This is a genomic window from Bacillus sp. C28GYM-DRY-1, assembly GCF_030519405.1.
Classification (GTDB): domain Bacteria; phylum Bacillota; class Bacilli; order Bacillales; family Bacillaceae; genus Bacillus; species Bacillus spizizenii_A.
The window spans coordinates 425,949-438,394 of the sequence record NZ_JAUMKF010000001.1; the positions used below are offsets into that span (position 1 = coordinate 425,949).

Annotated in this window: 13 protein-coding genes and 4 pseudogenes; 3 read left to right on the forward strand and 14 right to left on the reverse strand. The window is 39.8% G+C overall.

The window, feature by feature from the left end:
- Positions 1-62 precede the first annotated feature (62 nt).
- The 5 genes and pseudogenes from Q3W56_RS02035 to Q3W56_RS02055 all read right to left on the reverse strand — a co-directional run bounded on the left by Q3W56_RS02035 (position 63) and on the right by Q3W56_RS02055 (position 4,053).
- Positions 63-500, reverse strand: coding sequence for a YrhA family protein (locus tag Q3W56_RS02035; protein ID WP_483298516.1), 438 nt, complete (start codon positions 498-500; stop codon positions 63-65).
- Between the two features lie 114 nt (positions 501-614).
- Positions 615-1,185 (reverse strand): annotated as a pseudogene (locus tag Q3W56_RS02040) (SMI1/KNR4 family protein).
- A gap of 54 nt (positions 1,186-1,239) precedes the next feature.
- Positions 1,240-1,698, reverse strand: a complete 459-nt coding sequence (gene yobK, locus Q3W56_RS02045; RefSeq protein ID WP_268277482.1) for a type VII secretion system immunity protein YobK — start codon at positions 1,696-1,698, stop codon at positions 1,240-1,242.
- 9 nt (positions 1,699-1,707) lie between these two features.
- Positions 1,708-3,510, reverse strand: coding sequence for an LXG family T7SS effector ribonuclease toxin YobL (gene yobL, locus Q3W56_RS02050; protein WP_302894313.1), 1,803 nt, complete (start codon positions 3,508-3,510; stop codon positions 1,708-1,710).
- A 140-nt stretch (positions 3,511-3,650) separates the two neighbouring features.
- Positions 3,651-4,053 (reverse strand): annotated as a pseudogene (locus Q3W56_RS02055) (SMI1/KNR4 family protein).
- A gap of 204 nt (positions 4,054-4,257) precedes the next feature.
- On the opposite strand from Q3W56_RS02055, the gene Q3W56_RS02060 reads away from it, so the two are divergent.
- Positions 4,258-5,694, forward strand: coding sequence for a flavin monoamine oxidase family protein (locus tag Q3W56_RS02060; RefSeq protein WP_302894314.1), 1,437 nt, complete (start codon positions 4,258-4,260; stop codon positions 5,692-5,694).
- 228 nt (positions 5,695-5,922) lie between these two features.
- On the opposite strand, the gene csaA is transcribed toward Q3W56_RS02060, so the two are convergent.
- The 7 genes and pseudogenes from csaA to Q3W56_RS02095 all read right to left on the reverse strand — a co-directional run bounded on the left by csaA (position 5,923) and on the right by Q3W56_RS02095 (position 10,163).
- Positions 5,923-6,255 carry a chaperone CsaA gene (csaA, locus tag Q3W56_RS02065; protein WP_019714619.1) on the reverse strand — a complete coding sequence of 111 codons (333 nt, stop codon included), beginning with the start codon at positions 6,253-6,255 and terminating at the stop codon, positions 5,923-5,925.
- Between the two features lie 67 nt (positions 6,256-6,322).
- Positions 6,323-7,039 (reverse strand): AraC family transcriptional regulator, encoded by a 717-nt coding sequence (locus Q3W56_RS02070; protein ID WP_268401388.1) that lies wholly within the window; start codon positions 7,037-7,039, stop codon positions 6,323-6,325.
- Positions 7,040-7,060: 21 nt separating this feature from the next.
- Positions 7,061-7,276, reverse strand: a pseudogene (locus Q3W56_RS02075) (GNAT family N-acetyltransferase); the annotation flags it as partial.
- A 57-nt stretch (positions 7,277-7,333) separates the two neighbouring features.
- Complete coding sequence (locus Q3W56_RS02080) at positions 7,334-7,909, reverse strand: TetR/AcrR family transcriptional regulator (protein WP_268401389.1); 576 nt, start codon at positions 7,907-7,909, stop codon at positions 7,334-7,336.
- Positions 7,910-7,911: 2 nt separating this feature from the next.
- A pseudogene (locus Q3W56_RS02085) lies at positions 7,912-8,615 on the reverse strand (MBL fold metallo-hydrolase).
- Between the two features lie 73 nt (positions 8,616-8,688).
- Complete coding sequence (locus Q3W56_RS02090) at positions 8,689-9,171, reverse strand: GyrI-like domain-containing protein (protein WP_302894315.1); 483 nt, start codon at positions 9,169-9,171, stop codon at positions 8,689-8,691.
- A 53-nt stretch (positions 9,172-9,224) separates the two neighbouring features.
- Positions 9,225-10,163, reverse strand: coding sequence for a helix-turn-helix transcriptional regulator (locus Q3W56_RS02095; protein ID WP_302894316.1), 939 nt, complete (start codon positions 10,161-10,163; stop codon positions 9,225-9,227).
- Between the two features lie 189 nt (positions 10,164-10,352).
- On the opposite strand from Q3W56_RS02095, the gene csk22 reads away from it, so the two are divergent.
- A complete protein-coding gene (gene csk22 / locus Q3W56_RS02100) occupies positions 10,353-10,898 on the forward strand; it encodes a mother cell-specific sporulation protein Csk22 (RefSeq protein ID WP_302894317.1) in 546 nt (181 codons plus the stop codon).
- A gap of 25 nt (positions 10,899-10,923) precedes the next feature.
- On the opposite strand, the gene czrA is transcribed toward csk22, so the two are convergent.
- Positions 10,924-11,247 carry a Zn(II)-responsive metalloregulatory transcriptional repressor CzrA gene (gene czrA / locus Q3W56_RS02105; protein ID WP_302894318.1) on the reverse strand — a complete coding sequence of 108 codons (324 nt, stop codon included), beginning with the start codon at positions 11,245-11,247 and terminating at the stop codon, positions 10,924-10,926.
- Between the two features lie 192 nt (positions 11,248-11,439).
- Here czrA and Q3W56_RS02110 point away from each other — a divergent pair, with 192 nt between their 5' ends.
- Entirely contained in the window at positions 11,440-12,117 is a 678-nt protein-coding gene (locus Q3W56_RS02110) for a lysozyme family protein (protein ID WP_019714624.1), read from the forward strand.
- Between the two features lie 192 nt (positions 12,118-12,309).
- On the opposite strand, the gene Q3W56_RS02115 is transcribed toward Q3W56_RS02110, so the two are convergent.
- Positions 12,310-12,446: transposase (locus Q3W56_RS02115; protein WP_302894325.1), on the reverse strand; the 137-nt coding region annotated here is incomplete at its 5' end.

The following is a 12,446-nucleotide window of genomic DNA, read 5'->3' on the forward strand; positions in this document are numbered from 1 at the left end:
TTATTTTATAGTATTGGAGATGCTTATCTCTGCAAGATCTCATACAATTGCAATACTTTTGTTTAGTTGTCTAAACTAACTTTCAATGCATCAGCTAGCATGGCGTTAAAATCATTAAATTTGTTCATCAGCGTTCCAGAGGGTTTATCAAGCTCTAAGTATTCATTCTCAATTACATCTAAACAATACCAAGCTGTATCTGAGTCACCAAAAAATAGATATTTTTTCTGCTCATCATTTTCATGCCCTTGTTCATTTGTTTCAATAAAACCATAAACTTCTTCATCATTTTCTTCTTCCATTAAATCATCGTCGATTCCGTAAATCACTAAACCATTGAAATTTAATCCGTTTACACTTTGAAGGAATTCCTTATACCCTGTAGGTATCTCATTTATAGGAAACTTGCCTACAACCGCCGCTTCAAATTTATTAATTTCTTTTTCTGTAGCAGAGGAGTTTGGTTCTTCTCCATACTTTGCTTCTTTTTTGGTTCTTATTTGCTAATATCTTCTAATAAATTTACCGACATAAAACTGCCCCCTTTTATCCCGGTTACATTCTAAACTACCGCTACTTAAAACATTATCTTTGCAACATCTTTTCTTAACTGTTTAGTAAGCATCATCTAATTCAATATACAGAATCCCATCATGTTCTTCATCAGTTTCAATTGGTTCATCAACTAAACTTAAGATAAACTCCTCAAACGAATTGGCAATCAGGAAAAAATCTTTTATTTGGATGACTTAATTCATGGTCCCAAAACAAAATCTTTTCATTATCGATATCCATGCATATTTCATTCCCGCCTGCGGAGCTTGCGATAGGAATAATATTTCTAGGAAAGCGATCTGAATATGTATCGATTGCTTTCTGAAAACTGTTATGACCGTTCGCTAAACCACAAAAACCTTCTAACAATTGTGTATCATCGTCCTTGCCCATCCAAGGATCTTTCTCTAAAGGTTTATAGCAAACGTCATACTCAATTTCATCTGTTGTATTTTTACTTTCTAGATAACAGCCGCCATATTCCTTCAAAAAGTTCTTATAATCAGAAGGTAATTGTTTTCCTATGTTCATTTCAATTTCTTTGAGTTGTTCATTTTTATTGATGCTGGGATCTGTTTTTGTATCAATTGAAAACTCTTTCAACTTTTGTTTGATATAATAGAAGCTCACTTTATTTACCCCTTCATATGTATGGAAAAATGAGTAAAGACCTTCTTTTCAGTTTTAGTCGTCCCAGTCTTCATCCTCTTCCCAGTCATCTTTCGCTTCTTGAATCTTATTATAAAAAAATTCAATAAAGCTTTCTGCAACAGTATCTTGATAACCAATTACCCTATCCCATTCAACTACTGGGCATTCTCCGTCCTTCATTTTATTCGTATCTAGACAGTAAGCAAAGTAATCAACATCTTCAATAACCACAAGTCCATCAGGAAGGCCGTAGTGTTCTCTATATTCCTTAGTTCTATTTACTACTGATGCATGATCAAAGTTGTAACCTAAAACTAAAACACCGAATAAACCACCAGCACCGTATTTTTCTAAAAACCATTTATAGCTATTGGGAAGAACGCATTGGAGGATTTCTTCAATGCGTTCAATGTTTTCATGACTTGCGCCATCTGTAAATATAGCATTTTGTTTATTTTCATTAATAAAGTTTTCAACCTTCGAATAAATCATTTAAACACCTCAATTTCCATTCTCAAATTGTTTCGCTCTCCACTTCCAATATCTCTTTCTAAAGCTCTCGTATTGCGCTTTTAAAACCTTATCATTTCTAAAACTTTCACCATCAGACTTAAGCTTATGAATGACATCACTATATTTTGTATGTAAACTGTTCGGGATTTCAAGCATTGGGCCAGGTTCTTCTTGAATCAAGTGATGTAGATTAATCTGTGTGCCATCTTTTGCATAAGGGGCGTTCCCGTTTTTCATTAGCTGAAGATTTGTAACGCCGAATTCTGTTTTTTGATTAATATCTATATCTTTCATAGTATACACTCTTCGACTTACATCTTTAACTTTCCCCTTCGCCTTTACCTTCCCCTTTATTTCATACGCTTCATACTTTTCCTTATTTAGCCATGGGGGACTTATCTTTTGGCCAGTAAACGGTTTTCTTGTTCCATCTGGTATTTTCTTCGCATTAGTCAAAAGTTCATTCTTAAGATTTTGGCTATCAACCACATTGTATGGTACGTTATCAGCTAGAGCAAGCTTATACTTAGGATTGTAAGGTAGTAAATCTGGAATCTTAACGTCCTTCATTTTCTTCCCTGCTTGCCCTGCCTTGTTTATGACCTTGCCCGCTGCATCTGCTTTGTTAATGGCTCCTGCACCTTTGGTTCCAAAAACAGCTACAGCCACTGAACCAACAGCATAGGTAACCCATCTTGATCTAGAATAGGAATCTCCATTCACCATATCTTTTTGATATGACTCTTCTATTGCTGCTGAAATGGCATTATATGTTTTCACTGGGTGAATAACTGCATTCCCCAGTGCTGAGAGTGTTTCTCCTGGATCGGTGATGAAGTCCCAAATGCCGGTTACAGTGTCTTTTCCAACATCATATATACCTACTCCTACACCTTTTACGATATCCCAGGTGATTTCTCCGGCTCCCTCTAGCTGCTTCGCTTGTTCAATTTGCACTGCTAGCTGAACTTGAGCTGGCTCAAGATTCTCGTAGCCTACTTTTTTAGCAATCTCTAAATATTCATCAGGGTCAGAAACACCGTCATTAAGTTTTTTCTTTAATTCTTTGATTTCTCGTTCTTTTGCTTCTTCTTTTTTCACGCTTAAATAAGATTCAGAATGCTTCTCAATATCGCCTTCTTTCTTATGTATGTCACTTTCTCTATACGCTTTGGCATTATAGTGAATCGGAGAGGCGTTTTTCCCTTTCCCTGTAGATTCCTGCAGCTTTTTAAAATCTTGCTGAATAAATTGTTCGTTAGGCTCTGTTTCAACGTATTCTGTTTTTAAATCGTCATCAAGCTTGTTCAATTTATCGACAGTCTTCTCACGTTTGTCATCTGCAGAAGAAAGCTTGTCTTTGAAGTCCTCTGTTGAAAATATTTCAAGGGGAAGGATGTCATTAATGTCGTTTAAGATATCTTTCATCGCTTTCTTTTGTTCAGACATAATGGATTTTGATTTTGTATAAGCGTTCGCCAGCTCATGTTCTAGAAAAGATTCTTCTATGTAAGCATCGGTCATCTTGGCGTCTTCAAGTTTTGCAGAAACGCTGCTTAAGAAAGCAATTTTCATATCGATAAGATCAATCCATTGGTCTGTAACGCCGACATGGTCATGATAAAACGCTTTGATATTGTTAGCGCCCTTGCCGGAAAACTCACTGTCATCCAGGTCAGCTACGCCTTTAAATGCATTTTTAAGCTTCACCATTTGTGACCTTAATTCCTTATACTCTTTGGTTCTTTTATCTGCTTCAGAGAGTAATGAATCAGCTTCAAATACCTTCATATCATTCTCCTTTCATACTTACTCTATGTAAATTTTACCACAATAATCTATTTGCATAACAGAAAACGACAGCCAAGTTGACTGCCTTATACATATTACTATCTTGTTCTATAATAATTTTCTGCAGTATAGTAACGCCATCAAAAAGTTGCCCCATTGGATTGTATATACCGATCTGGAAATATCTCAAATTTTACATTTAATGGTGTATACTCACCCATTTGAAAAATAATGAGATAGTTGAGATCCCCTTTATCCAATTTATCTTTGTCGATCATCAAATGGCACCCTTCTAATAAGTGGCCAATTGGGATGCCATTGATGCCTTCAAACAAATCCTCATATTTTAATTCTTCTTCAATCTCTTCAAGACTAAATAAAGTCCTCCACCTATATTCTCCCCATCAGCAATGCACCGTTATGTAGTGTAATAAACTTCTGATAATTATCTGGAAGGGTAAGCTGATGTTTAGCTTCAAAGCTTTGAATGCCATTCGCATTCGGAGTTGCTTTGTCCTGTGAAATTGTAACAAGGACCTCCATGATATACCCTTCAGAACAAAACAATTTAATGGCTCCTTTTTCATCTAGGAGACTTTTCAAACCGCTTACAGTAACAAAGTTCACCTCAATATTGTTCTTTTCACGAAAATCAATACAAATTCCAATAGAAGTGAATAGATCGGGATAGCTGCCCTTTTCACTGAATATAATGCAATAAATTCAAAAAAGAGGTGCCCCCCAAAAGTGAATTCACTAATGAATGAAGATATGATAAAGATCATTAGAAACGGACTTAACGCATCACATCATCCAAAGCATATTATTGTTGTGGGTGCTGGATTGGCCGGGCTTGTATCAGCATCTTTACTAAAAAATGCCGGTCATAGAGTAACGATTCTTGAAGCAAGTGGCAGAGCAGGCGGCCGTGTCTGCACGTTGAGATCTCCCTTTAGTGATGGGTTGTATTTCAATGTTGGTTCGATGCGCATACCGAATACCCATTTGTTAACCTTAGAATATATAAAAAAATTCAGTCTGCCAACAAATGTATTTATCAATAGAACCCCAATGGACATCATTTACACGAATGGAATCAAGACACGTCTCCATCTTTTTGAACGAAATCCTGGATTACTAAGATACCCCGTTGCACCAAACGAACAAGGAAAAACCGCTGAAGAGCTGATGCTTACTGTATTACAGCCTATATTGCATTTTATTAATCAAGATCCTGCAAGAAATTGGCGGATTATTGAAAAACAATACAAGAATTATTCGTTAAGCTCTTACTTAAACACTTTCTTTTCATATGGCGCGATTGATATGATTGGTATACTTCTGGATATGGAAGCGTATATGGGTATGTCCCTTGTTGAAGCGTTACGGGAATCCGTCTTTTTTTTATCACCATCTCACTTCTATGAGATAACAGGTGGCATGGATCGGCTTCCTTATGCGTTTCTTCCTCAATTAAAAACAAATATTCTATACCACCAAAAAATGATGAAAATTTCTCAAAATGAAAACAGCGTTACGATCCATTGTCAGCATCAACAAACAGGAGAACATGTAACATTCACAGCTGATCTCGCTATTGTAACCATTCCTTTTTCATCATTGCGATTTGTGAAAGTCGAACCATACCATTCTTTTTCCTACTATAAACGTAGGGCAATTCGCGAAGTCAACTATATGAGCGCAACAAAAATCGGCATAGAGTTTAAAAGCCGATTTTGGGAAAAAGCCGGGCAGCGCGGCGGCAAATCTATTACTGATCTTCCGATTCGATTCTCTTATTATCCAAGCACTGATATTGGAGCAAATGGACATGCTGTTGTCCTGGCGAGTTATACATGGGCAGACGAGGCACTGATGTGGGATAGTCTTTCAGAAAGAGAGCGTATTCAGTATACTTTATTGAATTTATCTGAAATATATGGCGATGTTGTATGGTCAGAATTTGTGTCTGCCGCCTCTTTTAGCTGGAGTCAGAATCCTTATTCGGCTGGGGCCTTTACAGCTTTCGAACCAGGACAAGAATTAGAGCTGTATCCTTATATCCCTGCCCCTGAAGGAAGAGTTCATTTCGCTGGAGAACATGTCTCACTTACTCATGCGTGGATGCAAGGCGCGATTGAATCTGGAATACGCACTGCTTTTGAAGTTAATCGTTTATCTTAGATCCGCTTTCATCTTGTTCATATAGCCAAATCATAATCAGATGTACAAATTCAATCACAACAACAAAGTAACCCTTGCATTCCTTCACCCGCCATGCTATATTCATATAGCGATGAGCTGAATTGTGTAAGCCGATGTACATGCCCTTTGCGGCGCACACGAATGTGGCGTGTGGTGCATCGCCTCAATACGCAAAGACGTTTGCCTAAGGCAAACGTCTTTTTTATGTTATCCGATTGTTGTGCCGTTTGGGACGGGCTGATCCGGCTGCAATAGGACGACATCGCCCTGGCCGGGAATGCCGCCGAGAACCAGCACTTCTGATTTAAAGCCCGCGATCCGGCGCGGCGGAAAGTTGACGACTGCTATGATTTGCTTGTTGATAAGATCTTCGGGCTGGTAACGCTTCGTGATTTGCGCGCTCGATTGTTTCATGCCAATTTCTGCTCCAAAATCAATCACAAGCTTCATCGCCGGGACTCTTGCTTCAGCAAATTCTTCTGCTTTTACTATAGTACCTGTTCTGATATCCAATTTCTCAAAATCCTCAATGACTGCCATATCAATAACTCCTTTTTCTCCTATTATAAAAGAGATATCACAGGTTCGTTTAACCAAAGAACCCTCATTATTTATCCAAATATAAGGTGTTTCGATATAACCGGGGCGACATGCCTGTACTTTTCGTGAACCATCTTGTAAATGAAGACAGATTTTGAAAACCCAGTGCCTCGCTTACGACGGTAAGGGTTTCACTTTTCTCTATCAGCATTCGTTTCGCTTCCTCGAGTCGAAGGTTGGCAATATAGTGCTGCGGAGACTTCCCCGTCTGCTTTTTGAACCAGTTTGAATAGTAAGCTGGGTGGTAATGCTCGATTTCAGCCAGCTTCTTAATCGTCAGCCGCTCAGATAAATGGCTGTGGATATAAGCAATTGAGGCGTAGGTATGGGATTGCAGCTTTTCTTTTATGTATTGAACCAGCATATGCAGCGAGTTCGCTGTGCCGGCCTTTGCTTCCTCCGTCAGTAAGTACCTGATTGAAGACCAGAAAGGATCAAGCGCAGCTTCAATTCCCGATCCTGCATGATATTCATCGATTTTCATTGCATGAAGCGGAACATCCAGTACAAGACATTCATTTCTGCCGATTGAACGGAAACGATGCTCGCACTCCGGCGGAATATATAAAAAATGATCCGGCTTTAATTTCACCTGGCGCCCCTCTGTCTCAAGATCTATACTTCCTTCAAGCGGAAAAAGAAATTGGCTGTACCCGTGCTGATGTGAATGATAAAGGCGTGTGTATGTCCGTTTTTCGCAAATGATCTCTTGAAGCGAGTCCATCAAGCAAGCTCCTTCCTATGGTCATCTTTTAATCCGGTAATGGTGTTCCGATATAGGTGTAAATCCTATTTTTTTCATATAAAGAAACTGCCGCTAGGTTTTCTTCAGCACTTACAAGTAGATGTGCCTCGCTCCGTTAATTGATTGCCCATTCAGTCAATATCCTGATCACTTGAGTTCCTGCCCCTTTCCATCTATGCTCCTTGGCAACACGATGCTACTGATTCCGCCATAGCCTAAGTATACCCCTTACATTATACAATATTCAGAAATATAAGACATCTATTAATTAGTTTACATAATATTTTTGTTGTTTATTGATAAGCCGGCCAAAAATGTCCGAATTGAAAATGATAGACTTTCTAAAATATCCTCTTCACGTTCAAATGTTTCTTTTGCCATTAAAGCCGTAAAGCCATGCAGCAGGCTTCTAAGCCCCCTAGTCGCATGAATGGCAGTCTTTTCGCTTGCATAGCCGTTTTCAATGAGCAGGTTCGCGACAAGCCGGACAATTTGGTCTGACACGATTTCCGCTCTCTTGTCCTGAATCTTGAGCAAAGCCGCTTCATAATATCCGGGATTTTCAACTGCAAAATCAACATATGCCTGAGCTAAAGAAAGCAAAGCGGAATCTCCCTTTTGTACCGTCACGGCGTCAGCCATTTGATCATAGAGCTTTGTCAGTCCGCTGACAGCAAGCTCTGTTCTGATCGCTTGCAGCCCGTTGATATGATTATATAGCGATGGAGAGCGTACATTCATTTTTTTAGACAGTGCGGCAAGCGTGACACCATTCAAGCCTTCCTGATCGGCAATCTCCGCTGCGGCGTCTACAATCATTTTTGGGCTCAATCCTATTCTCGGTGACATGCTCATCGTCCTTTCTTTGCTTTTTGGATCGCCTTCTCAGCCTCTCTGATGGTACTCTCAGAAAATTCCCATGTCCAACAGCGAGACAGGAAGGCGCCTTATCGGCGAGCAATTGTGCACTTTTGATGGCCTCCTCCTTATTCCATGTGGCAAATGCCGGAAAAGGAAACACCCATTTTATCTGACCTGATACAGCGATTCCACCGTGCAACTGAAACGCATCTCCTGCAATGATAGTGCCGTTTCTTGTTTCAAGAAATGACATGCTACCCGGTGTATGGCCCGGTGTAGAAATGGCAAGCAACGGACCAATTGTTTCACCGCCCGTCAACAGATGGTGTGGCTTTGTTTGCACGTGTTTCGGAATACCTCCTTTTATCGGAGTCTGCGGCTCATCATGACGCAAGGATGTATCACCTTTCAGCAGGAAAGAATCCCGTTCTGAGATCATCACCTTTGCGTGAGGAAATGCTTGTGTCAATGCATCCAGTGATCCGACATGATCTCCATGTGCATGGGTCAGTAAAATATGATGAAGCGGCATTCCCAACTGGTTTACAGCTTGAATAATTCCTTTATAGCTGCCTGGAAGTGCGGCATCAACAAGGGTGACTTCGTTTTCTTCCTCTACTAAATAGCAATTGACCGGAAACAAAGCTGGAAAGTAAGTCAGCTGCCAAACTGTTTGATACTGGGTAATTCTCATTTATTTTTCCCCTCTAACAAAAACTAATGGTGTTAGTTTTATTATTAACTAACACCATTAGCTTTTCATGAGTTTATGAATGTTTTATGGCAACATATATGTTAACTTGTGCCCTCTGAGGTACTGCTGCACTTTGATCATACATTTCAAAGTCACCTGTAAATGTACGCAGATGACGCTTATCCCAAGTCCAAATTTCCTTCCACGTTTCATACACAATCTCTTCAATAGGGCCGATTTTGGAAGTAAAAACGGCATAAGCGGAAGCCGGTAGCTCAATGTTTTCATATGGTTCCGATAGAATCCTGCTGTCCTCCTGAAACGTTCCGACTGAAAACGTGTAAAACCCTTTCGTCTCCTGTTCGTAATTGGAATATAAGGCAATAATGCTCTGATCTTTTGCCTGTGAGAAAAGTACGCTCATCTCCCGCTTCCAGAATTGGTCCCACAGTGCCGGGATCCGCCTTTCTTCCGTCATTTCCAATGCGTTGTTTGTCCGCTGTGACAGTCCGGCAAACCATTTCTGCTCTAAGTGTGTCATATGTGAAAAACTCATACAATCCCTCCCTTTTATCTAGATTATAAAAAAAGAAACCTGACAGCAGTGTGTCAGGTTCCATATACTTTTTGCATTTGACGAATGATATCTTTTACTTTATCCCGGATATGAAGAGGTTGCAGAACCTCAATATCCTTTCCGAACTGCAGCAAAAAACCGATCAGCCATCGATCTTCAGGAAGAGAAATCACTGCCCGGCAGTTTTCATCTTCATCGTAATGAAAAACTTCATTTCCGAACCATTCAAATATGCGCTGACGTGCAGACGGCTGAACAAGAATGACCAGTTCGGTTAAACGGTCCTTTTGGTACCATTGCTTATCCCACGGCAAAGTCTCCAGCTGGACTTCTTTTCTGATAAAGGATTGATGTAATATGGTCAGATCTTTCATTCGGTTAAGTTTAAAGAAGCGAAAATCATTTCTAACCAGACAATAGGCATATAAATACCAGTGCCCCGCCTTGCAAACCAATGTGTAAGGTTCCGTTTCACGCTGAAGTGTTTCCCCGCTTGCATTAGTATATGTAAATGATATTGTTGACAATCGATCGATGGCGGCACTAATTTTCTCACGAAGCGCCTTTTGATCCTCAGTCTGGCCCCAAGCCGTCATATCAATAAACCATTTTTCAGTTTGGTGCTTAAATGCTTCAGCAGACTGCTCCGGTATGAGGTGCTTGATTTTTTGATATGCTGTGCTGTGAGAAACAGGTTCATACATAGATGAGACACTCTGCAAAGCGGAAACGATCGCAAACAGCTCATCCTCTTTCAACCACTCTCTCTCAAGCCGATACGTCTCCATAATCGCAATTCCGCCCCCGGAGCCCTGTGAGGTCACAATTGGAATACCAGCTCTATTAATCGTCTCAATATCACGGTAAATTGTTCTGACGGACACTTCAAACAGCTCAGCAAGTTCAGCTGCCTGCACTTGTTTTTTGCTGATTAATAACACAACCATCGCTAACAAACGTTCCAGTTTCATTCTCTGCACCTTTTCTTCTTTTATTTAACATTTTTATAAATCTTGGGTATATCTATTATGCGGTCCAAATACATTTTGCATATGTTATGAAAATAGGGGTTTCCCCTTCTTTTTTGTGTCCAGTATTGATTTTAGCTACTATTTCGAAACGGATAAGCATACACTTCTCAACGGAGGGGATTTCACATCATGCATCTTACACTTCAAAGCGTTTATCCTGCCATGATTATCATCTTTTTTTTGTATAAAAAAATTAAAAGGTCCATCGGATATCAGCCGCTGAAGCCTCGCTGGCTGTTCACACGTATGATTCTTTTCTCGCTGTTTGCTTGTGGTCTTTCAATCTTCAGCGTCATTCACCCTTTTTTATATGGATATCTCATTTTCGGCATAGTTGGCGGATGGCTCCTTGTCGTTTTCGCAAAGAAAAACATCTCCTTTGAAAAACGCAGAGGAAAAATTTATTTTCGGACTCATATTTGGGTAGAAGTGATTCTCTTAACCTTGTTTCTATCAAGATTTCTGTATCGTGTGACAGAGCTTTATCTTACCTCGTCAGATCTAAACAGCCTTGGATCTTACAGTCAGTCAATTGGAACGGATCCTCTGACAATTGGCGTCTTTTTTCTGATAGCGGTTTATTATATCGGTTTTTCTTCTTTTGTCATCAAGCTCAGCAGAAACGAACTCGATCAGAACGGACACAGTAAAGAAAAAGACATCCTTGCCCGCTAACTGGGATTAAGCAAGGATGTCTTCTTTAATCATGTTGTGTATGGTGGATCATTTGCTGAAGAACATCTAATACGTGTTCATCCTCCGGTGAGTAATAAATGGATGTTCCTTCTCTGCGCGATTTGACAAGCCGGAGATTTTTTAAGAATCTAAGCTGGTGGGAAACTGTGGATTGCAATAAATTCAGCTTTTCTGCAATTCCGTTTACTGCATGTTCACCCTGGGATAATAAATGGAGAATTCTGATTCTGGTAGGGTCAGAAAGCGCTTTGAATGTTTGCGCGACTAGAAACAAGGTTTCCTCATCCAGATCAGCAGCCATCCGGTCCGTTTCTCTAAATTCAGTCATCTGTATCACCTTTCTTTATTCATGGTTTTATCTTATAACAAATACGCTTGAGTGCAAACCACTCTGCTTGTGTTCCAATTCAATCTCATAAGTTAAATTTATGTTTCAAATCAGGTTTTTACTTGGTCTGATATATCGTTCTATGTCATAATAAAAAGGTCATACTGCTCCAAATATTGAGGGTGAAACACAGTGAAGAAAAAGAGAAAAGGCTGTTTCGCTGCTGCGGGTTTTATGATGATTTTTGTCTTTGTCATCGCCTCTTTATTACTGGTCTTGCTTTTTTTCAACCGGGATTTGATCAAAAAACTTCCAATCGATACGAAAACGATTGTTTTGGAACGTTTAACCGATTACAAACCGCTGGTGGAAGACGAGCTTGAAAACCAAGGGCTCTCTAATTATACATCACTGATACTTGGCATGATGTATCAGGAGTCTAAAGGAAAAGGCAATGATCCCATGCAGTCCTCTGAATCTCTGGGGTTAAAACGCAATGAGATAACAGACCCTCAACTCAGTGTTAAACAAGGCATCAAGCAATTTACCCTCATGTACAAGACCGGTAAGGAAAAAGGTGTGGATTTGGATACTATTATTCAAAGCTACAACATGGGGGCAGGTTACATTGATTTTGTAGCTGAACATGGAGGAACGCATACTGAGGAATTGGCAAAACAATACTCCGAGCAGCAAGTCAAAAAAAATCCCGATCTGTATACTTGCGGGGGAAATGTGAACAATTTCCGCTATCCGTATTGCTACGGTGATTACACGTATGCAGAAAAAGTAAAAGAAAAAACAAAAACTGTTGAAGAATCTTTGCAGGTTGCAACACTTGAAACCATGGAATCAAAGACTCATAAATAGGAGTCTATAATTACTGACAAAAGCCCAAAACAGATTTGGGCTTTTGTCATGTTTAAAAACGTTTAAAAAAGCCATACAGAGTATGGCTCAGCTTGTAGAGAAAACGATGTTTTTCTACAAGCTTTTTTTGTTTTACGCTGTTTTTTTGGATATTCAGCTGATTTCAAAAACAGAAAAAGAGCTCCCGCATACCTAGCTCCGTTTGGCTAGGTATGTGGCAATCTTCTTCATATTCTGGCATGCGGCTGTGAGGAGAACTTGTTCGCTCACATTCCGTTTTCCCCTCAACCTGCAATAGCGAAGCCCATGCAGCTGTTTTGAATCTGCAA

Coding starts and splice junctions, on each gene's coding strand:
- Q3W56_RS02090 (WP_302894315.1), bottom strand. CDS start 9,171: ATGAGTTTTTCACATATGACACACTTAGAGCAGAAATGGTTTGCCGGA.
- czrA (WP_302894318.1), bottom strand. CDS start 11,247: ATGACTGAATTTAGAGAAACGGACCGGATGGCTGCTGATCTGGATGAG.
- Q3W56_RS02070 (WP_268401388.1), bottom strand. CDS start 7,039: ATGGACTCGCTTCAAGAGATCATTTGCGAAAAACGGACATACACACGC.
- yobL (WP_302894313.1), bottom strand. CDS start 3,510: ATGAAGGTATTTGAAGCTGATTCATTACTCTCTGAAGCAGATAAAAGA.
- yobK (WP_268277482.1), bottom strand. CDS start 1,698: ATGATTTATTCGAAGGTTGAAAACTTTATTAATGAAAATAAACAAAAT.
- csaA (WP_019714619.1), bottom strand. CDS start 6,255: ATGGCAGTCATTGAGGATTTTGAGAAATTGGATATCAGAACAGGTACT.
- csk22 (WP_302894317.1), top strand. CDS start 10,353: ATGCATCTTACACTTCAAAGCGTTTATCCTGCCATGATTATCATCTTT.
- Q3W56_RS02095 (WP_302894316.1), bottom strand. CDS start 10,163: ATGAAACTGGAACGTTTGTTAGCGATGGTTGTGTTATTAATCAGCAAA.
- Q3W56_RS02080 (WP_268401389.1), bottom strand. CDS start 7,909: ATGTCACCGAGAATAGGATTGAGCCCAAAAATGATTGTAGACGCCGCA.